General features: G+C 29.9%; 28 protein-coding genes and 1 tRNA gene. 20 read left to right on the top strand and 9 right to left on the bottom strand.

Features of this window, described 5'->3' with window-relative positions; translation table 11 throughout:
* Nucleotides 1-31 precede the first annotated feature (31 nt).
* On the top strand, nt 32-478 hold the full coding sequence (locus AAC053_RS06600; RefSeq protein ID WP_339754375.1) for a DUF2267 domain-containing protein: 447 nt from the start codon (nt 32-34) through the stop codon (nt 476-478).
* Nucleotides 479-1,320: 842 nt separating this feature from the next.
* Here the strand turns inward: AAC053_RS06600 and AAC053_RS06595 are convergent.
* The 4 genes from AAC053_RS06595 to AAC053_RS06580 form a co-directional block, all read right to left on the bottom strand.
* Nucleotides 1,321-1,707 (bottom strand): hypothetical protein, encoded by a 387-nt coding sequence (locus AAC053_RS06595; RefSeq protein WP_339754372.1) that lies wholly within the window; start codon nt 1,705-1,707, stop codon nt 1,321-1,323.
* Nucleotides 1,700-2,560 carry a universal stress protein gene (locus tag AAC053_RS06590; RefSeq protein ID WP_339754369.1) on the bottom strand — a complete coding sequence of 287 codons (861 nt, stop codon included), beginning with the start codon at nt 2,558-2,560 and terminating at the stop codon, nt 1,700-1,702. The genes AAC053_RS06595 and AAC053_RS06590 overlap by 8 nt, the downstream gene beginning before the upstream one ends.
* A gap of 86 nt (nt 2,561-2,646) precedes the next feature.
* Nucleotides 2,647-3,702: a response regulator gene (locus AAC053_RS06585; RefSeq protein ID WP_339754366.1), complete on the bottom strand. Its 1,056-nt coding sequence runs from the start codon at nt 3,700-3,702 to the stop codon at nt 2,647-2,649.
* Complete coding sequence (locus AAC053_RS06580; protein WP_339754363.1) at nt 3,699-5,579, bottom strand: PAS domain S-box protein; 1,881 nt, start codon at nt 5,577-5,579, stop codon at nt 3,699-3,701. The genes AAC053_RS06585 and AAC053_RS06580 overlap by 4 nt, the downstream gene beginning before the upstream one ends.
* 160 nt (nt 5,580-5,739) lie before the next feature.
* Here AAC053_RS06580 and AAC053_RS06575 point away from each other — a divergent pair, with 160 nt between their 5' ends.
* From AAC053_RS06575 to AAC053_RS06500, 16 genes are all read left to right on the top strand, one after another.
* Entirely contained in the window at nt 5,740-6,153 is a 414-nt protein-coding gene (locus AAC053_RS06575; RefSeq protein ID WP_339754360.1) for a hypothetical protein, read from the top strand.
* Nucleotides 6,143-6,439, top strand: coding sequence for a thioredoxin (gene trxA, locus AAC053_RS06570; RefSeq protein WP_339754357.1), 297 nt, complete (start codon nt 6,143-6,145; stop codon nt 6,437-6,439). The genes AAC053_RS06575 and trxA overlap by 11 nt, the downstream gene beginning before the upstream one ends.
* Before the next feature lie 169 nt (nt 6,440-6,608).
* The gene (locus AAC053_RS06565; RefSeq protein WP_339754354.1) at nt 6,609-7,220 is read left to right on the top strand and encodes a WG repeat-containing protein; all 612 of its coding nucleotides are present in this window, start codon (nt 6,609-6,611) and stop codon (nt 7,218-7,220) included.
* 6 nt (nt 7,221-7,226) lie between these two features.
* Nucleotides 7,227-8,309, top strand: coding sequence for an efflux RND transporter periplasmic adaptor subunit (locus AAC053_RS06560; RefSeq protein ID WP_339754351.1), 1,083 nt, complete (start codon nt 7,227-7,229; stop codon nt 8,307-8,309).
* A complete protein-coding gene (locus tag AAC053_RS06555; protein WP_339754348.1) occupies nt 8,306-9,568 on the top strand; it encodes an FtsX-like permease family protein in 1,263 nt (420 codons plus the stop codon). Before AAC053_RS06560 ends, AAC053_RS06555 begins: the two co-directional genes overlap by 4 nt.
* 1 nt (nt 9,569) lies before the next feature.
* Nucleotides 9,570-10,244: an ABC transporter ATP-binding protein gene (locus AAC053_RS06550; protein ID WP_339754345.1), complete on the top strand. Its 675-nt coding sequence runs from the start codon at nt 9,570-9,572 to the stop codon at nt 10,242-10,244.
* 78 nt (nt 10,245-10,322) lie between these two features.
* On the top strand, nt 10,323-10,535 hold the full coding sequence (locus AAC053_RS06545) for a hypothetical protein (protein ID WP_339754342.1): 213 nt from the start codon (nt 10,323-10,325) through the stop codon (nt 10,533-10,535).
* Nucleotides 10,535-11,428, top strand: coding sequence for a J domain-containing protein (locus AAC053_RS06540; RefSeq protein ID WP_339754339.1), 894 nt, complete (start codon nt 10,535-10,537; stop codon nt 11,426-11,428). The genes AAC053_RS06545 and AAC053_RS06540 overlap by 1 nt, the downstream gene beginning before the upstream one ends.
* A gap of 1 nt (nt 11,429) precedes the next feature.
* Nucleotides 11,430-11,726, top strand: coding sequence for a chaperone modulator CbpM (locus tag AAC053_RS06535; protein ID WP_339754335.1), 297 nt, complete (start codon nt 11,430-11,432; stop codon nt 11,724-11,726).
* Nucleotides 11,727-11,769: 43 nt separating this feature from the next.
* Entirely contained in the window at nt 11,770-12,249 is a 480-nt protein-coding gene (locus tag AAC053_RS06530) for a c-type cytochrome (RefSeq protein WP_339754332.1), read from the top strand.
* Nucleotides 12,250-12,613: 364 nt separating this feature from the next.
* A complete protein-coding gene (locus AAC053_RS06525; RefSeq protein WP_339754329.1) occupies nt 12,614-13,204 on the top strand; it encodes a CDP-alcohol phosphatidyltransferase family protein in 591 nt (196 codons plus the stop codon).
* Nucleotides 13,201-14,421 carry a metallophosphoesterase gene (locus AAC053_RS06520; RefSeq protein ID WP_339754327.1) on the top strand — a complete coding sequence of 407 codons (1,221 nt, stop codon included), beginning with the start codon at nt 13,201-13,203 and terminating at the stop codon, nt 14,419-14,421. The genes AAC053_RS06525 and AAC053_RS06520 overlap by 4 nt, the downstream gene beginning before the upstream one ends.
* A 68-nt stretch (nt 14,422-14,489) precedes the next feature.
* The gene (locus tag AAC053_RS06515) at nt 14,490-14,945 is read left to right on the top strand and encodes a pyridoxamine 5'-phosphate oxidase family protein (RefSeq protein WP_339754325.1); all 456 of its coding nucleotides are present in this window, start codon (nt 14,490-14,492) and stop codon (nt 14,943-14,945) included.
* A 4-nt stretch (nt 14,946-14,949) separates the two neighbouring features.
* Nucleotides 14,950-15,258, top strand: coding sequence for a zinc ribbon domain-containing protein (locus AAC053_RS06510; RefSeq protein WP_339754409.1), 309 nt, complete (start codon nt 14,950-14,952; stop codon nt 15,256-15,258).
* A 246-nt stretch (nt 15,259-15,504) separates the two neighbouring features.
* Nucleotides 15,505-16,011: a hypothetical protein gene (locus AAC053_RS06505; protein WP_339754322.1), complete on the top strand. Its 507-nt coding sequence runs from the start codon at nt 15,505-15,507 to the stop codon at nt 16,009-16,011.
* A 12-nt stretch (nt 16,012-16,023) separates the two neighbouring features.
* Nucleotides 16,024-16,392, top strand: coding sequence for a spore germination protein GerW family protein (locus AAC053_RS06500; protein ID WP_339754319.1), 369 nt, complete (start codon nt 16,024-16,026; stop codon nt 16,390-16,392).
* A gap of 310 nt (nt 16,393-16,702) precedes the next feature.
* Here AAC053_RS06500 and AAC053_RS06495 read toward each other — a convergent pair whose 3' ends face one another.
* Genes AAC053_RS06495 through AAC053_RS06485 form a run of 3 tightly spaced genes read right to left on the bottom strand, consistent with a single transcriptional unit; the run spans nt 16,703 to nt 19,241 of the window.
* A complete protein-coding gene (locus AAC053_RS06495) occupies nt 16,703-17,698 on the bottom strand; it encodes an MlaD family protein (RefSeq protein WP_339754317.1) in 996 nt (331 codons plus the stop codon).
* Entirely contained in the window at nt 17,695-18,462 is a 768-nt protein-coding gene (locus tag AAC053_RS06490; protein WP_339754314.1) for an ATP-binding cassette domain-containing protein, read from the bottom strand. Before AAC053_RS06490 ends, AAC053_RS06495 begins: the two co-directional genes overlap by 4 nt.
* Nucleotides 18,459-19,241, bottom strand: a complete 783-nt coding sequence (locus AAC053_RS06485) for an ABC transporter permease (protein ID WP_339754311.1) — start codon at nt 19,239-19,241, stop codon at nt 18,459-18,461. Before AAC053_RS06485 ends, AAC053_RS06490 begins: the two co-directional genes overlap by 4 nt.
* Nucleotides 19,242-19,375: 134 nt before the next feature.
* Here AAC053_RS06485 and AAC053_RS06480 point away from each other — a divergent pair, with 134 nt between their 5' ends.
* The 3 genes from AAC053_RS06480 (at nt 19,376) to AAC053_RS06470 (ending at nt 20,576) form a co-directional block, all read left to right on the top strand.
* On the top strand, nt 19,376-19,594 hold the full coding sequence (locus AAC053_RS06480; protein WP_339754308.1) for a heavy metal-associated domain-containing protein: 219 nt from the start codon (nt 19,376-19,378) through the stop codon (nt 19,592-19,594).
* 104 nt (nt 19,595-19,698) lie between these two features.
* Nucleotides 19,699-19,995 (top strand): hypothetical protein, encoded by a 297-nt coding sequence (locus tag AAC053_RS06475; protein WP_339754305.1) that lies wholly within the window; start codon nt 19,699-19,701, stop codon nt 19,993-19,995.
* Nucleotides 19,992-20,576 carry a L,D-transpeptidase gene (locus AAC053_RS06470; RefSeq protein WP_339754302.1) on the top strand — a complete coding sequence of 195 codons (585 nt, stop codon included), beginning with the start codon at nt 19,992-19,994 and terminating at the stop codon, nt 20,574-20,576. Before AAC053_RS06475 ends, AAC053_RS06470 begins: the two co-directional genes overlap by 4 nt.
* Before the next feature lie 6 nt (nt 20,577-20,582).
* Here the strand turns inward: AAC053_RS06470 and AAC053_RS06465 are convergent, their stop codons facing one another.
* Both AAC053_RS06465 and AAC053_RS06460 read right to left on the bottom strand, forming a co-directional pair.
* Nucleotides 20,583-21,590, bottom strand: coding sequence for a 2-hydroxyacid dehydrogenase (locus AAC053_RS06465; protein ID WP_339754300.1), 1,008 nt, complete (start codon nt 21,588-21,590; stop codon nt 20,583-20,585).
* A 429-nt stretch (nt 21,591-22,019) separates the two neighbouring features.
* Nucleotides 22,020-22,093 (bottom strand) — tRNA-Arg (locus tag AAC053_RS06460).
* Nucleotides 22,094-22,097 lie beyond the last annotated feature (4 nt).

The following is a 22,097-nucleotide window of genomic DNA, read 5'->3' as shown; positions in this document are numbered from 1 at the left end:
ATCTTTATAGATATATATAAAGATAAAAATCATGGCACTAAATTTTAATAAGTTCGCAACCGAAGCAAACACTTTCCTAAAAGAGTATAGTAAAGCACTAAATCTTTCTGACGATACAGATAAAGCTGGTCGTATATTATCATCCATTCTTCATGGATTACGCGATGTGGTTTCTACACAAGAGTCCTTGCAACTCATTGCACAATTCCCAATGTTTTTAAAAGCCGTTTATGTTAATGGATGGACACTTCATAAAAAAGCAAAAATTAAAAACATGACTGAATTTATAGATGTCGTAAGAGCCTATGATGGTGTTACTTCTATCAATGATTTTGAATCAGATGATATTGCCACAAACTATATAGATACCACATTTATTGTATTGCGCAAATATATTTCTTTAGGCGAATTAGAAGACCTAAGAAGTGAGCTTCCAAAAGAGCTTAAATCTATGATTTACCAGAATATTATGTTTTAAATTTTATGAATTAAAAAACAGGAAGCCTAAACCTCCTGTTTCTGCAAGGCGTTCAATTTTATTATTCAGCTTTAAGAAACTCTCTATATTAATTTATTACTAAAAAAATACCAAAAGAAACAACTAACCAAACTATAACTTAAAACGCTTCTGTGCAGACTCTACATCTTGCAATGTAAAACCTGTGTGTTTTAAAAGAAACAGGAAGCCTAAACCTCCTGTTTCTGCAAAGCGTTCAATTTTATTATTCAGCTTTAAGAAACTCTCTATATCAATTTATTACTAAAAAAATACCAAAAGAAACAACTAACCAAACTATAACTTAAAACGCTTCTGTGCAGACTCTACATCTTGCAATGTAAAACCTGTGTGTTTTAAAAGAAACAGGAAGCCTAAACCTCCTGTTTCTGCAAAGCGTTCAATTTTATTATTCAACTCTAAGAAACTCTCAATATCAATTTATTACTAAAGAAATACAAAAAGAACCAACTATACTGTTAAACTATAACTTCAAACGCTTTATAATCTATAAAACCTTATGCTTTACAGATTTTTATTTTGAAGTTTTTCAATAAAGAAAAGAACGTTTCATTTAATTATAATGCTAATTTACAATCTAATTACAGTCTATAAAATGATGAATATCAGTTTTAGAAAATATTTTGATTAAAATTGATTTTTCTTAAAAAAAGAAAGCCAGATTTTATTCTGGCTTTCTTTTTCGATTAATAGCACTTTTAAAGAAAACCCTCATTCTCTTTAGTCATAATTAAATGACAATATAAATGTAATTAGATATTACTAGACCCTCGATGATATATATCATTTAAGGGTTTTTCTTGTTAAATAAACACAATACCATAGGCCATATTTAGTAAATAAATACCAACAAAAAATAAAAGCATATAAATAACTTGAACGAATTTAATATTAACAAATTCAATCCACGAAACGGTTCGCTTTGGTAGAATAAATAAGGCTAAACCCATAAACAACGATGACCAACCCAAAAGGGTAATAATGAGTTTATGGTTTAGCTCCCAAATATTATGAAATATAATATTAAGCAGCCCAATAATAATGGCCATAAAAGCAAAAATGATTAAAAATTTTTCGTCCTTTAAATCATTAAATATTTGTTTTATGCGCTTTGGGTTAAGGCTTAATATTAAAAAGAAAATAATAAGATACCAGCCCCAAAACTTGGTTAAGAAAATTGAATTATCCATAATATTTGTTTTTTTTGTGTAATACCAAAAATGGTACGTCTGTATGATAACTTATTTCTTCAACTTTTGAATGAAATAATATTTGTTGAAAATAATTTAGATTTTTTCCCACCATACAAATCATATTTATATCTCTACTTTCTACAAAACACTGAACAGCGTTTTCAACCTTTTTATTTGTTAGATAATGAAAACTATACTTATCGTTATTGAAATAATCTTCTAATAATTCTTTGTTTTTCTGTTGATTGTTATTTAAGTCAATTTTGTTTTTACTAATATGAACAATTCGTAAGGATGAGTGAAATCGCTCTAGAATATCAGAAATAGGCAGTAAAACTTGTAGGTTATGAGACAATGAAAAATCTGTTGGAAAAGCAATTTCTTTAGGTGTAACAAATTCTGCATTTTCTGGTACAGCTAAGGTATTGCATTTTACTTTAGTAATGATATCTGCTGTGTTAGTACCTAAGATAATTTTTTCTAATCCTGATGCTCCTTTAGTGCCCATCACTATACAATCTATTTCTTTTTCATCTACATTTTTACGTATAGATTCTATAAAAAACCCATAATCTGTAAGGGTATAAAATCTTTGGTTTTTATGATTTGGGGATAATTTTGAAATTTGTTTTAAAATATTACGCAATTTTTGTTTTGCTGGCTTTATATAGCGCTCATCTATTAAATCTTGTGTCAAAATTAATGCCGTATCATTTACAGCCAAATTGCTTAATCTATTAACATGCAATACATAAAAATTGCATTCCATATTTTCGAAAAAACGAATAGCATACTTAATAGCATTCCATGAATTTTCTGAAAAATCCGTAGGTAATAGTATATTTTTCATCGGATAATATCTTTACTACAACAAATTTATAGGTAAGATGTCAAACTAAAAATGATATTAATCATTTTGAAAAAAACTATTTTTGGTTAACCCATCTGTTTCAATTTTTCTAAGTCTAAAACCCTTATATTTCTACCTTCGGCCTTTATAATACCTTGTTTTTTAAAACTGGTTAATGCTCTTATTAAAGTCTCAGTGGCTATACCAGCAACACTTGCTAGATCGCTTCGAGATATTTTAATAGGGTCTTCTGGCTTACGATTTATTTTTTCGGCAAATTTTAAAATGGTCGCTGCAGTTTTTTTATTTACAGAGGCGTAAGCCATCTCTAATAATTGAGATTTTATTCCTAAAAGATCAGCCGTTAATAATTGTATCAGTTCTAAAGCTACCTTAGGGTTATCATTTAATATTCGATTAAACTGTATCGTAGAAACACCTACTAATTTAACATTATCAATAGCTGTGGCTGTTTCTTTATGTGGCAGATTATTAGTAAATGAAGTGTAGCCAAACAAATCATCTTCTTTATACAAAGCAGTTACCAATTCTTTGCCTTGTTCATCTATTTGGTAACATTTTACAGTACCTTTATTTATAAGGTAAATATAATTTGAGTGATCCTCTTCACGATAAATAACTGTATCTTTTTCAAAGGAAAAAATGGTACCATTATCATCAAAAAAGTTTTTTAAATCGTTAAGTGTATTAATTTCATTTTTGTCAATTTCTTTTGTAGAGATTTTAAATTTGGTATTTAAATCTTTTAGAATAGCAGCTTTTGCGAGACGACTCTCAATAGCGCTAATAAGTTCTTCCTCGCTAAAGGGTTTTGTTATGTAATCGTCGGCTCCCATATTCATTCCTTTTCTTACATCTTTATGTTCTGTTTTTGCAGATAAAAAAATAAACGGAATGTGCTTTGTGTTTTTATTTTTAGATAGAGTGGTTAGCGTATCATAGCCATCTAAAACTGGCATCATAATATCGCATACAATAATATCTGGTAATTGCTTTTTTGCTATAACAATACCAGTTTTACCATTAGAAGCTGTAATAACTTTATACTGAGAATGCTCTAAAAGTTCTGCTGTATTCTCTCTCAGAACTAAATCATCTTCAATTAGTAAAATAGTTTTCATTGTTGTGCTGTATTAGGTATTATTATAGTAAATGTCGTTTCTTTATGCTCTTCACTCTGAAAACATATTGTACCACCTAGGTTTTCTAAGTGATTTTTTGCGATATTTAAACCTATACCTGTGCCTTCTGTATTGATGACGTTTTCAGCTCTAAAATACCGCTCAAAAATACTTTTTTGATCTTTTATTGGTATCCCAATCCCATTATCCTTAACCTGTATTTTGGTGGTTTCTTTGTTCTGTTTTATAGTAATAGCTATAACAGATTGTTTTGGCGAATACTTAATGGCATTATTAACCAAATTAGTAAGTATTAACTCCAAAATCTTTTCATCTTGGTAGAGGGATAGGTCATCTATATCATCTGGGTAATTTATATACTGGCCTTCTTTTAAAAGCATATTGGCGTTATAAACAATTTCGTCTATAATTTTACTAAGTTTAAAATGATTAAACTTATAAGTTAGTTTACCTTTTTCTAGTTTTTCGAGCGATAGAAAATCATTTAATATATTGTTTAAGTAATGTACTTTATCTGATATTGTTTTAATGTGTTTATTGCGCTTTTCTTGCTCTTGTGTTAACTCGTATTTACTTAATAAAACAGACGATGTTAAAATACCACTTAAAGGAGTCTTAAACTCGTGAGACACTAAAGATAAAAATTTGGTTTTAAGCTCATTAAGCTCTTTTTCCTTTGAAAGTGCCACATTAAGTTGTTCTGTACGTTCTTCAACTTTTTTTTCGAGCCTTTCTGTATAATTTTTGCGTTCTGTAATATCTAAAATAATAGCTATAAAAACATCTTTATCACCAAGGCTAGAGAGCTGCAAATGAACCTCTACAGGATAGGTAGTACCATCTTTTCTTAGGTGAACTGTTTCAAACTCTAACTTCTCCACACTTTTTTTAAGTAAAATATCAAGACTATTTCTAAATGTATTATCATCGTAATTTGGCTTTATATCAATAGGCGTCATGGTTTTGAGTTCTTCCAAGGTGTAACCTATGTTTTTTTGAGCACCATAATTAACGTTTACAAATTTTAATGTTTTGGCATCAAAAACATAGATTTCATTTAAAGATTCATGAAAAATTGCTGCCAAATGGTTTCGTTCCGATTCAGCTCTTTTTCTTAGTGTAACATCATTTTGAATGCCAATAAAATTAGTTACAACACCTTTGAAATTAATTATTGGCATAATGTATAAATCATTCCAAAATAAAGAACCATCTTTTTTATAATTGCGTACTGTAACCTGGCAACTTTCACCATTTTTTATGGCTTCTCTAAGTGTTTTAAAAGATTCTTGGTTTGTGTCCTTACCTTGCAAAAATCTACAGTTATGATTAAGTATTTCTTTACTCGAATATCCTGTAAGTTTCTGAAAAGCAGTATTAAAATAAATTACAGGATTATCATGTTTTAGAGCATCTGTAATTATAATACCATTACTAGCAGACTGAAGCGCACTACTTTTTAGCATTAAGTTTTTTTTGGTCTCTTTTACTTCTGAAACATCTTTAATAAGAGCCATTACATAAGTCTTATCATAAATAGAAAATGGGTTTAATTCTACTTCAATGTCAATGATATCACCCGTTTTTTTTAAGCCATAAATATCTGTGGCATCACCCATACTTCTTTTTCTACCTTCTTTTATAAAGGACTTTACGTGTTTAGCATGCTTTTTATGATAATTTGAAGGTATAAGCAGGTTTAATTCTCTATTTAATAGTTCGCTCTTTTTATAACCAAATATTGCTTCAGTAGTAGTATTTACGTCCATTATGAGATGATGATTATCAACAATAATGACACCATGAGAAACTGCTTCTAATAATATGTTAAATATTTCTTGATCTTGCTGAAGCATAGTTGGTCTTTTTAAGCAAAAGAATTAACATTAAAGTTAGTCAAAAACTGGTGCTTCACCTAATTATAAAAGTTAAGTTTTACGTGTTTGTTTAAAACTGATTTATATCATATTAACACAAAATAAAACTATGTATTTTTATCTATAAATATGTTCGGTTTTGACTCTCAAACAAAAAACAGATGTAGAATTTTACCAAAACCTTGGTAAACTATTTTACGCCATTGCAGCTACTGACAAGCATGTAAGAGACGAAGAGTTTAGTACCCTTAAACACATTATAAATAATGAATGGATATCTTCAGAAAACCTTGAAGGTGATTTTATAGCCAATACTATCTTAAACACCTTTAAATGGTTGCACAATGACAATGAGTATAATGCCAAAATTTGTTACAACAGTTTTATTAATTTTAAGAGATCACACGAAGCATTTTTTAGTAAAAAAATCAATTCATTAATTTTAAAAACTGCTAGCTCAATAGCGGCAAGTTTCTCTAGTCAAAATAAGTCTGAACTTATTATGCTTGCAAAGCTTTATATCGAATTTAAAAAAAATGAAAATGAAGAGTAGCTTCAGTACTATTATACGTTCAGAAACGCCTGTTTTAGTCGATTTTTTTGCTAATTGGTGTGGTCCTTGCAAAATGCTCGCTCCGATACTAGAAGAAGTTAAAAGTGAGCTCGGAGATGCTGTTAAAATTGTTAAGGTTGATATAGATAAGAATCAGGCATTTGCCGCAAAGTATAAAGTATTGGGTGTACCAACCATGATATTGTTTAAAAATGGCAAACAAGTATGGCGACAATCTGGAGTACTTCAAAAAAATGAAATCATTGAAATCCTAAAATCGCATTAATTCAGTTGCCCAAATTCTGCATTCAAAACAGATCACTCTTTAGATTTAGCTTTCATCTTATTACTTCTGTTCTGCAATGAAATAAATATTTCGCTAGTCTGACCAATATCATTTCACAATAATATCTTGAACACTAATTTTGATTTTTAATCATTAAAATGATGAAATCATGAAAAAAGTTCTAATCCTATTTTTAGTCTTCGCAGTAAATCCATTTTTTGGATATGCACAATCTATTGAGAATCTCGATTTCATATCGCCATTTTATAATGGTTTAGCTGCAATTAAAAAAGATGGCCAATGGGCTTTTGTTAACACCAAAGGTGATGTTATAATAAACTACAGAACTGATTTAGTACTCACTAAATCTAATGAAAACAGTTATCCTATTTTTAACGATGACAGATGTTTAATAGAACAAAAAAAGAATGGCATTTCTTACTTTGGTTATATCGATACTTCTGGAAAAACCATTATCGAACCTAAATTTTTAAATGCAACTAATTTTAATAATGGCAAAGCCATTGTCTTAGAGTTAATTAAGGAAAATGTTGGTAAAAATGAAGCATTAGGTAAAAATATCGTTTACTACAAATATTTTGAGGTGATTATAAACACTAATGGAGTAATTGAAAATTACATTAATCCATCTGGAGTTAATGTTGTCATAGATAAAGAATTCTTAAGAATGCCACCAAAAATCACATCAAAACTTATTTCTGATAATCTTGTCGCAATAAAAGGTGAAAATGGGAAATGGAGTTTAGTAAAACTAAACTAATAATTAATGAAGTCATCTCATTTTATAATTATCGCTCTGATGCTGTTTTCTTGTTCAAAAAAACAGGATATAATTTATCCTGTAAAACGTAATCTTACAGAATCTGTATATGCATCAGCAACTATTCAACCAGATAGTATATATCAAGTATATGCCATTGTTTCTGGGATATTGGATGCTAACTTGGCTGAAGAAGGTGACTTAGTTATAAAAGACCAAGCGCTTATTCAAATTATTAATAATAGACCAAAACTTAACTCGCAAAATTCTAAGCTTTCCTTAGAATTAGCTAAACAGAATTTTAATGGTAGTGCAGCAATTTTAAATAGTATAAGTGATGAAATGGATGCTGCTATAATAAAATTAAAAAACGATTCTATCAATTTTTTCAGACAAAAAAGTCTATGGAACCAAAACATTGGATCAAAAGTACAATACGACACTAAAAAACTTAATTATGAGCTGACAAATAACAACTTAAAGCTTCTTCGAAGTAAATATAACAGAACCAAAAACGAATTACAGACTACTGTAAAACAAGCGCAAAACAACTACCAAACATCACTGATAACAACTAAAGATTTTACTGTTAAAAGCAAAATAAATGGAAAAATTTATGCATTATACAAAGAACCTGGAGAGCTTGTTACCAACATGGAGCCTCTAGCTTCAATTGGTAGCGCTAAAAAATTCATAATAGAACTCTTGGTAGATGAAGTTGATATTGTTAGAATTAGCAAGAGTCAAAATATTATAGTCACATTAGATGCATACAAGGGTAAAGTATTTAAAGGAACAGTATCTAAAATATATCCTAAAAAAGATGAACGAAACCAAACCTTTAAGGTAGAAGCTGTATTTAAAAACCCACCAGATATCTTATTCCCAGGACTCTCTGGAGAAGCCAATATTATTATCGACCAAAAAGATAGTGTATTAACTATTCCAAAGGTCTATTTAATAGACGATAATAAAGTAAAAACTGATAATGGGTTGTTAACAATTAAAACAGGCTTACAGAACATGGAATATATAGAAGTGCTTTCTGGCATAACAATATATACGTCTATTTACAAACCAGAAGAATGACTAATTGGAACGTTATTTTAAACATTGCTAAAACACATTTGCTTACTAAAATTAAGCAAACATCTACTGCTGCACTTGGTGTAACTTTTGGTATTGGCGCATATATTACTTTAGTCTGCTTTATGACTGGTTTAAATGGCATGCTCGATGATTTAATTTTAAATCAAACACCTCATATTCACATTTATAATGAAATAGAACCTTCAAAAAACCAACCCATTTCTTTGATTGAAGTCACTGAAGAAAGCTTTAATATTGTTCATTCTATAAAACCAAAATTAAGCCAGAAAAAAATTCATAATGCACTTCCTATTATCAACTATTTAGAAACTAATGAAAATGTTCGTGGTGCACTTCCTCAAATAAAAACACAAATTTTTTATATAGCTGGATCTATAGAATTAGGCGGCAATCTAACTGGCATAAAGCCAATTGATGAGGCTGAATTCTTTAATATGAATGATTATATTATTGAAGGCTCTGCCGAAGATTTACACCATACCGATAATGGCATATTATTGGGAATTGGTATCGCAAAAAAAATGTCCTTAAACGTCGGAGATCGTGTGCAAGTAAGCCCAATTAACGGAGGGATATTCCCACTTAAAATTGTTGGTTTTTACCAAAGTGGTATTGCAGATTTAGATGCTATACAAAGCTTTACGAATATTAAAACTGTGCAACGAATATTAGGTAACGCCAATAACTATATTACAGACATTAATGTAAAGCTTTATGATATAGAACAGGCAGTACCTCTCTCTAAAAAAATCGAACAACAATTTAATCTAACCGCAATAGATATTAAAACAGCTAATGCACAATTTGAGACCGGAACCAGCATTAGAAACCTTATAACTTATGCAGTTTCCATTACTTTACTTATTGTGGCTGGTTTTGGCATTTACAACATACTAAACATGCTTATTTATGAAAAAATGAATGACATCGCTATATTAAAAGCAACTGGTTTTTCTGGTAAAGATGTGCAACTTATCTTTATGGCTCAAGCCATGATTATTGGTTTCATTGGTGGTATTTTAGGTTTGCTTATAGGTTATGTATTGGCAAGTGTAATTGCTACTATCCCGTTTCAAACAGAAGCATTACCAACAGTAGAAACCTATCCTATAAACATTAATCCATCATTCTTTATTATCGGTTTTTTATTTGCCATGCTTTCAACATTTCTTGCTGGTTATTTACCATCTAAAAAAGCTAAAAAAATAGACCCAGTAAAAATTATAAGAGGACAGTAGCATGAGTAATGTATTAGAAGCAAAACAAATAAACAAATACTTTAAAAAACCTGTGCTATTTCATGTATTAAAAGACATTAACTTTCAGGTTAAAAAAGGAGAATTCGTTTCCATAATGGGAAAATCTGGTTGTGGAAAATCTACACTTCTCTACATCCTTTCTACAATGGATACAGACTATGACGGCGAACTGTATTTAAACAACAAACTTATAACAGGACAAGATAGAGAGCACCTATCATATATGCGAAATAAACACATTGGCTTTGTTTTTCAGTTTCATTATTTACTATCTGAGTTTTCGGTATTAGAAAACGTTATGCTTCCTGCCAAGAAGTTAGCAGAAAAATCATACCAAGAAATTGAGCAAGATGCTATAGAGAAATTGAGAATGCTAAATATTGAACATTTAGCAAAAAAGCGAGCATCTCGTATATCTGGAGGTGAGAAACAACGTGTTGCTATAGCACGTGCATTAATAAACAACCCATCAATTATAATGGGTGATGAACCTACGGGAAATCTAGACAGCTCTAATGCAGAAAATGTATTTAACATCTTTAAACGATTAAGTGATGCGCAAGGATTGTCTTTACTTATAGTTACACACGATGAAGACTTTGCAAATAAAACCGATAGAATTATACAAATGGGAGACGGAAAAATCATTGTTTAATTGTTCACTTTATGATATTAATCATTTCTAATCGTTCAATTTACAGCTAACTTTAGTCTCTAATTTATAGCTGAAGCCATGAATACACTACAAGATTTAGAGACTCAAATAATAACACTAACCACAAGTATAAAGGTAAATTACCCAGAACTCTATGCTACGTTAGACGAAAATCCTATAACGATACCTTCAAAAACTCATCCAGATATAAATATCAGCATTATGGAAGATTATCTAGAAAGTCTTAAGCAAATATTAAAGCAATACATTAAAACTCATAGAAAAGCATAATGGCATTTATAGATTATTACAAAATATTAGAAGTCACTAAAAACGCTACTGAAAACGATATAAAAAAAGCGTATCGTAAACTTGCTCGAAAATATCATCCAGACCTCAACCCAAATGATAAGGAAGCAGAACAAAAATTTAAAGAGGTTAATGAGGCTAATGAAGTATTAAGCCATCTTGAAAATCGTAAAAAGTACGATGAATACGGAGAACATTGGCAACAAACAGATGCATATAAAAAGGCAAAACAGCAACAAAAACAATACGCTCAGCAACAGACTTCACAAGGTGATTTTGGTGGTTATACTGAGAGTGATTTTTCAGATTTTTTCGGTTCTATGTTTGGAGGTGGTAATGCCAAAGGCCAAAACAGACAAACAAAGTTTAGAGGTCAAGATTTTAATGCCCAATTACAGCTAAATCTTAAAGATGTATATACCACACACAAACAAACGTTAACGGTAAATAACAAAAGTATTCGTATTACCATACCTGCTGGTGTAGAAAATGGTCAAATCATAAAAATAAAAGGTTATGGAGGGAAAGGTGTTAACGGAGGGCCAAATGGAGACTTATATATAGAGTTTTCTATAATAAATAAATCGCGATTTAAAAGAGATGGAGATAACTTATATGCTTCAGTAGATTTAGATTTATATAAAGCACTTTTAGGAGACGAAATAACTGTCAATACTTTTACCGGAAAAGTAAAACTAACTGTAAAACCAGAAACCCAAAACGGAACTAAACTAAAACTCAAAGGAAAAGGGTTTCCTAAGTATAAAAAAGAAGGCCAGTTTGGTGATTTGTATATCACCTATAATTTAAAAACACCTACAAAACTCTCTAATAAGGAAAAAGAACTCTTTACAGAATTATCAAAATTACGATAACATGAAAACGATACATCACATCTCAATTCAACAATTTTGCACACATTATAATGTTCCTATAACTTTTATTAATGCATTGCATGAGTACGATTTAGTTGAGATTACCATAACTAACAATGAGAATTACCTAAAAACGAATCAGCTTAATGACGTTGAAAAAATGATGCGTTTGCATTACGATTTAGATATTAATTTAGAAGGTATCGATGCTATTTACAATTTATTAAAACAAGTAGAAGACCTTCAGTCTCAAATTATAACCCTTAGAAATAAGTTGAATTTTTACGAAAATTTTTAGAGCGATTAATTTTATATATCAATATATTTTAAAACATAAAATCATGAAAAAAATATTTATTTTTTTAGCATTAGTTTTCTTTTTTTCGAGTTGTAATAACTCTAACCAATTAACAAAAGTGGTAAAGAATGAAACCACAGACATAAACAAAACTCATCTAGGTAAAAAACTTATGGAGACTTATTGTTATGCCTGTCATAACCCAACGACAGAACATGACAGCAGATTGGCACCACCTATGATTGCTATAAAGAAACGCTACATAAATAACAACAGAACCAAAGAAGCGTTTATAAAAGACATACAAGATTGGATTAAAAACCCAAACGAAGCCAATGCTAAAATGTATGGCGCAGTACAACGTTTTGGTGTAATGACAAAAATAGATTATCCAGAAACTGATATAAAACAAATAGCAGATTACTTATACGATAACACCATTGAACAACCTGTATGGTTTAAAGAGCATTATAATGAACAAAGAGAAAAACAAAAAAGGAATAGCAAAGAGTATAAAAGTTAAAGAGAAAAATAGCTAGGCACAATTATTTTAGATACCTGATAAATATCATTGATTTAAAATTAATATTCTACCATATTTGATATAGCAAAAATAAAGTTATTATAGTATAAAAGAGCAAAGCAATCTAACTTTGGTTAATTGCTTTTACTTTGGTTGGTTGAAAAGGCATTCTTATTTTAGAGTGTCTTTTCTGTTTGGTGAGATTTATCACAAAAAGAAAACTACTTAAGATGCTCTATCAGAAATATTGTTAAAGATTTTTGGGTAGTAAAATTAGATAAACATTAGAGTTTAAAACTGATGGTTATCATTTGAAAAAAGCATTACTACCATTACTTTTATTAAAATTTTAATTAAAAAATTGATGTTAACTTTTAAAAATTTTAACGTTGCCGATTGGTTTTCATTTTATCGCATACTGGCAGCTCCTTTTTTGTTAGCACTAATATGGCTCGACCTACGATTAATCTTCTCATGGTTGTTGTTAATTAGTTACTCAACAGATGCAATAGATGGTTATTTAGCTAGAAAACTCAAAATTACCAGTCCAAGAGGTTCTCAATTAGACTCCTTTGGCGATCAAATTACATTGATAGTTGGTCTCATTGGTTTGTATTATTTTGAAACCGTATTTATTACAAGTAACCTTATTTTAATTCTTGTTGCCTTTGCTCCATACATTATACAAATGATTATTGCTTTTGCAAAGTACGGAAAGGCTACAGCATTTCACACGTACTTGGCAAAACTATCTGCGGTTATTCAAAGTGTTTTTATTTTATGGTCACTCTTCTTTTCTCCAGAATACAGTTTATTCTACATCATGATTGTCATAGGCTTACTAGAAACATTTGAAGAGATTGTCCTTATATTCTTGTACGACAATTGGGCCTCAGATGTGAAAGGGATTTATTGGGCATACAGAGACAAAAGACGACTAAAAAAGAGAACATGAAGTCATTTTCTTTTTTCACTATTATTTTATTGTGTACGTTAATATTACTGATCGATTTTCTTGCGTTTTATTGGCTTCAATCTATTACTCAACTTATAGATTCATCATTATTAAAAACTAGCATTAATGTTTTATTTTGGGTATTTACTTTAGGTTTGGTTACTTCAATTATAGTGTTAAAAGTTACCCTAGATGATATTAACCCAATTAGAAAACAAATGCTAATTTCTAAATTTTATGGTCTTACCGTTTCATCATTTATACCAAAACTAATTTTTGTTCTTATTATCTCAATTCTCTACTTTACCAATTATTTATTTTCTGAAGGTGAATCACTAATTATAGTTCCAATTATAGGCTTAATTTCGGGGTTTCTTCCGTTTTTTGTTATTGTCAATGGTATATTTAAGGCTGTTTATAAATTTAAAGTTTATCACCATACTATTAAATCAAAGGTTTTACCAAATCTCTTTGATGGCTTCAAAATTGTTCAATTATCAGATTTACATTTAGGTAGTTTTAATTATCGTTATCAGAAATTAGAGAGTGCAATCAAAATAATCAATGACCTAAAGCCAGACTATATAGTAATTACAGGAGATTTGGTAAATAATTATGGTTGGGAATTACGAGGTTGGGAAGACCTTTTTAAAAAACTTATTGCAAAAAAAGGAAAATATGCCATTTTAGGTAATCACGATTATGGTGATTATAGTAAATGGAATTCTAAAGAAGACAAGAAAGAAAATTTTGAATCTATTAAACAGTTCTATAAAGCTATAGATTTTAAACTTCTAATAAACGAATCTGAAATCGTTTCAGAGAAAAACGATCAAATCGCTATTATAGGTGTAGAGAATTGGGGGAAATCGCCTCTTAAACAATATGGCGATTTACAAAAAGCCATTGAGAGCGTAAAATCAATTCCTTTTAAAATTTTATTATCTCATGACCCTACACATTGGGCAGAAGAAGTCATTGATAAAACAGATATTACCTTAACACTTGCTGGTCATACCCATGGTATGCAAGCAGCTTTTCAGTATAAAAACTCACAATGGAGTCCTATAAAATATAAATTTAAACATTGGGCAGGTTTATACAAACACAATCAGCAATATCTTTACGTAAACAGAGGTTTGGGTTGGCTAGGATTCCCTGGAAGAATTGGGATGCGCCCAGAAATTACGATTATAGAATTACAAACAAAGCATTAACTGACCAAAATCATAGTTTCATCCTACGTTTTTAAATAACTTAGTTCTAACGCTTAAAACCGAAGATAATGATCAGAATACTAAACAAAGTAGAGCGATTAAAACTTCTCGAAACTAACTACATTGGCAATCTATCTTATATCTATAGAAACAGACCCTATATAGCACCAATTACTTATTATTACAACAAGCAAGCAAATATAATTATCGGATATTCTGCTGAAGGTCATAAAGTAAAAGCGATGCGAAAGCATAACAATGTATGCCTAAGTGTTTCTGATATTGACTCAGTAAATTCATGGAAATCGGTTTTAGCTCAAGGTGTTTTTATAGAACTTACAGGAAGTGAAGCCAAAGCAAAACTTCATGAATTTTCACTTGGCGTAAAAGACTTAATTATTAACAAAGAACATCGCGAACTCGATTTTATTAGTGAGTTTTCGAGCAAAATATATAAAGATGATTTACCAGTAATTTTTATCATTAAAGTTGAAGAAGTAACCGGTAGAATAAGAAGAGTATAATACTATTAAAGCTTCAAAACCAAACAAATTTTGTCAAAGTTGTGGCATGCCATTTAAAAACGACGTGCAAAAAGGAGGCACTAATATAGATGGCTCTTTAAACAGTATCTATTGTAGTTATTATTATAAAAATAGCGACTTTACTTTTAAAGGAACTTCTAAAGAAATGCAAGTGTTTTGTAAAGAGAAAATGATTGAGCAAGACTCTTCAAAATTAATTGACTGGACATTACAACAAAAAAATACCAAGGCTGGCATTTGGTATATGCAGATCAATGTCCTTGGCACGAGAAGTCTGCATTTGATCTTTTAAATACAGCAATGGACTATAGCATTGATTTAAAACTAACTAAAATAAATCTGCTATAGAAGTTAAAAATGGACCTTCAGGCTTTTGTGTATTAGCCTCTTACACAATGGAAAACTTCTCGAAGATTATTACATCAGCGTTACGCGATTTAAAAATATTCTAAAAAAAGAAATTTACAATTCATAGTGATGACTGATTAATATCATTGCACTAAGCACCTCTATTTCGGTACTTTGAATAAAATTAAAGATGTTACTCTTTATACTTTTAATAGTGCTTTTGTTGGTTGTCATCTATTTATTATTTGTACCAATTACCCTTTATATAAATACAGCTAGAGAAGAGTATTTTATACAAATCAAAGGATTAGCTAAAGCAAGCATTGAAGAAGATAAGTTAGAAGTTGTAAAAGTTCATTTAAAAGTGTTGCTATTCAATTTTAAATTTTATCCATTTAAGAAAATTAAATTTTCAAGTAAACGTAAAATTGAAAAGAAGATCTTAAAAACGAAAAAAAACAGTACTACTTCTTTTAAAAAAGTATTAAATGTACTAAAATCATTTGAGGTTAAAAAATGCCGAGCAGAAATAGATTCTGGAGACTGTATTTTTAATTCAAAACTCTATCCTGTTTTTGCATTATTAAATTTTTATAAGGACACTAATTTAAGTGTCAATTTTGAAGGAAGGAATAGCGTATTACTTTCTTTAAAAAATAGACCAATACGCATAATAAAATCATTTATTAACAATTAAAAAAATAATATTATGGAATTACATTTAGAAGAATTATTAGGAAAAATTACAGATTTCATGAAAACTGAGGCTAATACGGAAACTGTAGTTGGCAAAGAGTTTCAGCTCGGAGAATTTAAATGCGTACCTGTTATTAAAGTAGGGATGGGATTTGGTTCTGGAGGTGGAGAAGGCACTGAAGCCAAAGGAAAAAAAGGTGAAGGTATGGGAGCTGGAGCTGGAATGGGAATAGAACCCATAGGCTTTTTAGCAACTAAAGGCGATGAAATATCATTTATTGAAGCTGGTAAAGCTCATGGCTTATCTGCTGCATTTGAAAAAGTACCAGATCTAATCGAAAAATTAGCCATAAGTAGAAACAAAGAAACTATGGCAAATTAATTAGATTAAAAAATGTGAATTTCAAAACTGAGTAAACTATAAAATTGCGTTTACTCAGTTTTGTTTTATGCATTAAAAAAATTAGTAATAGTATTATAAACTGATTAGTATCATTTCACAAAATAACTTTAGTATTTACATTAGTACTTATAATCAATAATGTGCTATTATGAAAATCTATTTAAGACTAATCATTACCGTTTTTATACTTATTTTGTTTACTGTTTTATTACTATAAAATACAAATGCGTTTTCTCCATTTTAAATAAAATTAGCTATACGGAAAGATACTGTCAATAACTTAAACCAATCATCCTTTTTCAGCCTTTTTAGCTTCTCGTATTTTTTGACGCTCTAATTTTTTAAAATAACCACGCGTTAAAAAATTGTGCTTTAAGGCTTCCATATTCTCATTGAATTTATCTGTTCCTTCATTAATATTTTTAAGTGTAGATTTTAAACTATTTACTAATGTGGTATCATTTAGAACATAGTTTAAAGCCCCTTCGTTAGTCTTAATGTCATTGACTACTGTGTTTGCATTTTTAATTAAATTTTCAATTTCTACGCTTGATGCTTCAAGATTAGTTACAATGATTTTTAGCTTTTGCCCAGAAACAGAATCGTTTAAAATCATTCCTAAAATAGTATTGTCATTATTTTTTATTGAGGAGACTATAGAATTTAATTCATTGATGGTATTTGTAGCACCTAGACTTGCCATTTTTAGATTGTTTACCGATTGTTTTAAATCTTGAGCCATTATGGTATCATTTAACAATAAACCAACTGTCCCTTTACCCTCTATCATTGCTGTTGTTATTTTTAGCAAATCTGATGTCAATATTGCAGCATTTTCTGAACTTACACTTAAAGTACTTAATATATCATCTGCACCAATCTTACTATAAGATTCTATAATATCACCATTTGTAATCACTCTTTCTATACCTTTTCCTGGTACAATGTTTACTATCATATTACCTACCAATCCGTCAGAACTTATAGTTGCAATAGCATCTTTTTTAATATGAGTAATTATCATCTCATCAATATTCATATCAATTTTTATGGTAGAATCGTTAATCATAGTTATGCCTTTTACGGTTCCAATATCAATGCCAGCATAGCGTACATTATTTCCTTTTTGTAAACCACTTACATTCTGAAAATAAGTACTAATTGTAAAAGTTTTTTTAAACATATCTTGACGCTGACCAATTAGATAGACACCGACTATAAATAGAATAGTACCTAAAATAACAAAAAGACCTAACCTAAATTTTTGTGAGTTCGTGTTTTTCATATGTCTTGTTTAAAAAATGCTTTTATTTTTGGATCTTTTGACACAGATAGTTCATTATATGTACCGACGGCATAATCTCTCCCATCGATAAGTAATATCATTCTATCTGAAATCACTCTCGCACAATCCACATCGTGTGTAATGATGAGTGATGATGTTCCATATTTCTTCTGTATATCTTGCATTAGGATTATTATTTCTTTTGAGGTAATAGGATCTAATCCACTAGTTGGCTCATCATATAGAATAACTTTGGGTTGTAGAATTAGAGTTCTTGCTAAAGCCACGCGACGTTTCATGCCACCAGACAATTCTGAAGGCATTAAATCGACAGCGTCTACCAATCCAACATTCTCTAAAGCTTCTAAAACTAATTGTTCGGGATCAATATGTTTGTCAAACTTTTTAGTATGTCGTCGTAGTGGAAATTCTAAATTTTCTCTTACAGTCATAGAGTCATATAATGCACTACCTTGAAAAAGAAAACCAATATCTGCTCTTAGCAAGTCTAGCGATTTTTGGTTAAGTTTAGTAATATCATTCTGCATTACAGAAATAGAACCACTATCTGCTTCCATTAAACCAACCAAACATTTTATCATCACTGATTTTCCAGAACCAGATTTCCCCATTATTACAAGATTTTCGCTTTGATATAACCTCATATTAAACCCATTAAGCACATTATTGTCGCCAAAACTTTTATACAAATTATTAATTTCAAGAACAACTTCTCTATTTGATATGTCTCTCTGTACATTCATAAATCATAAAAAATATCGGTTACAAAAACAGCAATAAAGTCTATAACAAATAACAATAAGGACGTAACTACTACAGCAGAATTTGCAGCCATACCAACGCCTGCAGTTCCTTTTTTACAATAATAACCTTTAAAGCAACCTACAATTCCAATAGCCAAACCAAAAAAGAAGGATTTAATAGTTGCAGGTATAATATCACCAAACTCTAGCGAGTCGAAAACCTGATTAAAGTAGAGCATAAAAGACACATTTCCTTTAACATTCTCGACTAAATAAGAGCCATATAAGGCAACAGCATCACCCACAATAACTAATAAAGGTAACATCAGCGTTACAGCTAAGACTCTAGTAACAACTAAATATTTAAACGGATTTGTGCCTGAAACCTCCATAGCGTCAATCTGTTCTGTAACTCTCATAGAGCCTAACTCAGCACCAATCCCAGAGCCAATTCTACCTGCACAAACTAGAGCTGTAATAATAGGTCCAATTTCTCTTACTATAGAAATACCAACCATAGATGGCATCCACGATACAGCACCAAATTCTAATAATGTTGGTCTTGTTTGTAACGTTAAAACTAAACCTATAATAAACCCAGTAATACTAACCAATAAGAGCGATCGATTTCCCATGTTATAGCATTGGCGTGCTAATTCTTTTAACTCAAATGGCTGCTTAAACACTTCTTTAAAGAACCTAGACGTGAAATACGACAATTCACCCATTTCTATAAAAAAGGACTTCAGTTGTGCTCTTATGTTTATGTAAACTAACATTCTTAATAATAGACTATTCAAATGTATAAGATTACGAGACCATTTAAAATGATAATCATCATCTCACGATACTGATGAATATCATTTTACATTACAGCTGTTGCAAATATCTTTAACTATTAAAAAATTATATTATGAGGACTATTGTTCATATACAAAATCTAAGATGTTATGGTTGCGAAAGAACAATAATTAATAGACTCTCTAACGTAAAACACATTACAGATGTAGAAGTCGATAATGAAAATAATACAGTGTCATTTGATTATCACACTAATCGCGATTTTGAAAATGTAAAGCATTTACTATCTAGAATAGGGTATCCCATAGTTGGAACAGAAAATAAATTATAGAACAAAAGCATTATCGCACAAATGTTGTGCTATTAGTAGAATTAAAAAGTGAGATGTTAAAAATTGATCGATTCATAATTATACTCATCATTTTATTAATGACAATGAAGTCCTATTCTCGAAAAGAAGTGACTATAGATTTAACTTCAAATTTAATAAAAAGTAACACTTTCTTGTTTCATGATTTTTCAGACACTCTTATAGTTAGTAATAATGTTGTTGTTGAAAACTATTTTCAATTTATTGATTCTATAGTTAAAAGATATGATTATTTAACATCATATAAGCTTACAGAGCACCTTTTAGTTCGTGCAAATCCATGGATTATAGACACATTTAGGAATACGGATTACTATAGAATGATGGCTCTTGACTCTTTTGTATATAATCAAAAAAAATGATTGTGTTGCCAAAAGGAGCTTCTATTACAATTCCCGATTCAATTGTTGCGCAATACATTCTAAAATCATTTCAAAAAACTAGTATAAATATCAACATACCAAAATTTAAGCTTCGCATCTTTATAGATTCTATTCAACGTTATGAATTTCCGATTAGAGTAGGAAGAAATGAAAAAAAATATTTAGAGATGTCTGGTAGAGTACAAGACTTAAAAACCAAGACTGGTGAAGGATTTGTTTTTAAACATTTTCGTAATCCTAGATATATAAACCCTGTAAATAATCACCAGTATCTTGTAACAAGGCGAGACGATAAAAAAGTGACCAAACTATCGCAAATTCCTTTTATAGAAACCAAAATAAATGGTATAAGGAACGGACAGTTAATTCATCCAACCACAAATCCTATTACCTTAAGTAAGGCGTATTCAAATGGTTGTATCGGAACAACAGAAGCAGATGCTTGGGTTATTTATTATTATGCCCCAATCAATACTAAGGTGAAAATTAGATATAATCTAAATGTAACTAATGAAAAAGGAGGTGTTATTATTTTAAAAGATGTTTATCACAAAAACTAATAGTATTTAAATTGTATTCATTGGTTTTGTCAATTCGTTTTCTGTTTCTTTTCCTGAATTCCAACAATCAAAATTATATATAGTAGTTTCTGCTATATTTGTTAATGCTTCTTCTGTTAAAAAAGCATGATGCCCAGTAATTAATACATTAGGCATGGCATTTAATTTTATTAATAAATCGTCATTAGGTATATGGCGAGAATGATCTTTAAAGAAAATTCCTTTTTCATTCTCATAGACATCAATTCCTAAAGCTCCAATATTCCCATTTTTAAGACCTTCGATTACATCTTCGGTATTAATAACAGATCCTCTTGCAGTGTTTATTAGAATAACTCCTTGTTTCATTACAGAAATTAATTCTTCATTTATCATTTGGTGCGTTTCGGTATTTAAAGGGACGTGCAAAGAAATAATATCTGATTGTTCACATAAATTTTTTAGTGCTGTATAGTCCAAGTTATACTTATCAATTAAATCATTATTTTCATTAATATCATAACCCAATAAGGTACAACCAAAACCGTGCATAATTTTACTCATTATGGCACCAATTTTACCTGTACCAATAATACCAACAGTTTTATTATTTAGATCGAAGCCAACAAGATGATTTAGTTTAAAGTTAAAATGATCTACGCGGTGATTAGATTCTATTAATTTTCTATTGAGTGCTAATAGTAAGCTAGTGGCATGTTCAGCTATTGAATATGGAGAATAAGCAGGCACATTAGCTACTCGTATTGCTAATCGAGAGGCTGCTCTTAAATTAACGTTGTCATAACCAACAGATCGCAATGCAATATATTTTACGCCAAAATCTTTAAGTTTTTCTATAGTAATAAAACAAGCTTCATCTGCTGAAAATATGGATATAGCATCAAAACCAATAGCATTCATAGCTGTTTTAGATGACAAAGCTTCTTTAGTAAACGTTAGATGATATTTTCTCCTATTTGCTTTTTCTAAATAGGGAATTTCAAAATCCTTCGCACTGTACACTAGAATCTTCATAGTCAATTAATTAACACAAAGCTATTTTAAAAAGTACTCCTTTACAATGATATATGTCATTAATGCATAAATTATAGCAAGTCTAAATGTGACTTATAAACTAGTTCAAATTCTAAAAGCACAAAACCTGCAACCAAAAAGGATGAAAATTACACTCGCAGCGAGAACTAGACTCTAACCAGTTACCCTAGTGGTATAAGTTCACGACCTATTATCAAAAAAAAAGTTATTGTGCCTTTGAATCTCTAAATAAAAAAAAAAATTGCGAAAGGCTTTATTAATCGAGGCTGAAACCAAATTATAGAAACCATTAGATATTAATGTATAAAAATGAAGAATATTCTTTTCACTAAAAGTGATAAACAATGGTCATAACAAAAAATGAAAAATCCTAAAAAATTGAAAATCAATTAATTAGGATTTTTATAGTGACCTCGACAAGATTCAAACTTGTAACCTCTTGAGCCGTAATCAAGTGCGCTATTCAGTTGCGCCACGAGGCCTTTT

It is taken from the genome of uncultured Winogradskyella sp. (assembly GCF_963975125.1).
GTDB lineage: Bacteria > Bacteroidota > Bacteroidia > Flavobacteriales > Flavobacteriaceae > Winogradskyella.
Note: the sequence above shows the minus strand (reverse complement) of the source record. Positions and strands in the feature narration are given on the sequence as shown.

Excerpts from the sequence above, each read along its gene's own strand:
- AAC053_RS06600 (WP_339754375.1), top strand. The coding sequence starts at position 32 with ATGGCACTAAATTTTAATAAGTTCGCAACCGAAGCAAACACTTTCCTA.
- AAC053_RS06595 (WP_339754372.1), bottom strand. The coding sequence starts at position 1,707 with ATGGATAATTCAATTTTCTTAACCAAGTTTTGGGGCTGGTATCTTATT.
- AAC053_RS06590 (WP_339754369.1), bottom strand. The coding sequence starts at position 2,560 with ATGAAAAATATACTATTACCTACGGATTTTTCAGAAAATTCATGGAAT.
- AAC053_RS06585 (WP_339754366.1), bottom strand. The coding sequence starts at position 3,702 with ATGAAAACTATTTTACTAATTGAAGATGATTTAGTTCTGAGAGAGAAT.
- AAC053_RS06580 (WP_339754363.1), bottom strand. The coding sequence starts at position 5,579 with ATGCTTCAGCAAGATCAAGAAATATTTAACATATTATTAGAAGCAGTT.
- trxA (WP_339754357.1), top strand. The coding sequence starts at position 6,143 with ATGAAGAGTAGCTTCAGTACTATTATACGTTCAGAAACGCCTGTTTTA.
- AAC053_RS06565 (WP_339754354.1), top strand. The coding sequence starts at position 6,609 with ATGAAAAAAGTTCTAATCCTATTTTTAGTCTTCGCAGTAAATCCATTT.
- AAC053_RS06560 (WP_339754351.1), top strand. The coding sequence starts at position 7,227 with ATGAAGTCATCTCATTTTATAATTATCGCTCTGATGCTGTTTTCTTGT.
- AAC053_RS06555 (WP_339754348.1), top strand. The coding sequence starts at position 8,306 with ATGACTAATTGGAACGTTATTTTAAACATTGCTAAAACACATTTGCTT.
- AAC053_RS06550 (WP_339754345.1), top strand. The coding sequence starts at position 9,570 with ATGAGTAATGTATTAGAAGCAAAACAAATAAACAAATACTTTAAAAAA.
- AAC053_RS06545 (WP_339754342.1), top strand. The coding sequence starts at position 10,323 with ATGAATACACTACAAGATTTAGAGACTCAAATAATAACACTAACCACA.
- AAC053_RS06540 (WP_339754339.1), top strand. The coding sequence starts at position 10,535 with ATGGCATTTATAGATTATTACAAAATATTAGAAGTCACTAAAAACGCT.
- AAC053_RS06535 (WP_339754335.1), top strand. The coding sequence starts at position 11,430 with ATGAAAACGATACATCACATCTCAATTCAACAATTTTGCACACATTAT.
- AAC053_RS06530 (WP_339754332.1), top strand. The coding sequence starts at position 11,770 with ATGAAAAAAATATTTATTTTTTTAGCATTAGTTTTCTTTTTTTCGAGT.
- AAC053_RS06525 (WP_339754329.1), top strand. The coding sequence starts at position 12,614 with ATGTTAACTTTTAAAAATTTTAACGTTGCCGATTGGTTTTCATTTTAT.
- AAC053_RS06520 (WP_339754327.1), top strand. The coding sequence starts at position 13,201 with ATGAAGTCATTTTCTTTTTTCACTATTATTTTATTGTGTACGTTAATA.
- AAC053_RS06515 (WP_339754325.1), top strand. The coding sequence starts at position 14,490 with ATGATCAGAATACTAAACAAAGTAGAGCGATTAAAACTTCTCGAAACT.
- AAC053_RS06505 (WP_339754322.1), top strand. The coding sequence starts at position 15,505 with ATGTTACTCTTTATACTTTTAATAGTGCTTTTGTTGGTTGTCATCTAT.
- AAC053_RS06500 (WP_339754319.1), top strand. The coding sequence starts at position 16,024 with ATGGAATTACATTTAGAAGAATTATTAGGAAAAATTACAGATTTCATG.
- AAC053_RS06495 (WP_339754317.1), bottom strand. The coding sequence starts at position 17,698 with ATGAAAAACACGAACTCACAAAAATTTAGGTTAGGTCTTTTTGTTATT.
- AAC053_RS06490 (WP_339754314.1), bottom strand. The coding sequence starts at position 18,462 with ATGAATGTACAGAGAGACATATCAAATAGAGAAGTTGTTCTTGAAATT.
- AAC053_RS06485 (WP_339754311.1), bottom strand. The coding sequence starts at position 19,241 with ATGTTAGTTTACATAAACATAAGAGCACAACTGAAGTCCTTTTTTATA.
- AAC053_RS06480 (WP_339754308.1), top strand. The coding sequence starts at position 19,376 with ATGAGGACTATTGTTCATATACAAAATCTAAGATGTTATGGTTGCGAA.
- AAC053_RS06475 (WP_339754305.1), top strand. The coding sequence starts at position 19,699 with ATGAAGTCCTATTCTCGAAAAGAAGTGACTATAGATTTAACTTCAAAT.
- AAC053_RS06470 (WP_339754302.1), top strand. The coding sequence starts at position 19,992 with ATGATTGTGTTGCCAAAAGGAGCTTCTATTACAATTCCCGATTCAATT.
- AAC053_RS06465 (WP_339754300.1), bottom strand. The coding sequence starts at position 21,590 with ATGAAGATTCTAGTGTACAGTGCGAAGGATTTTGAAATTCCCTATTTA.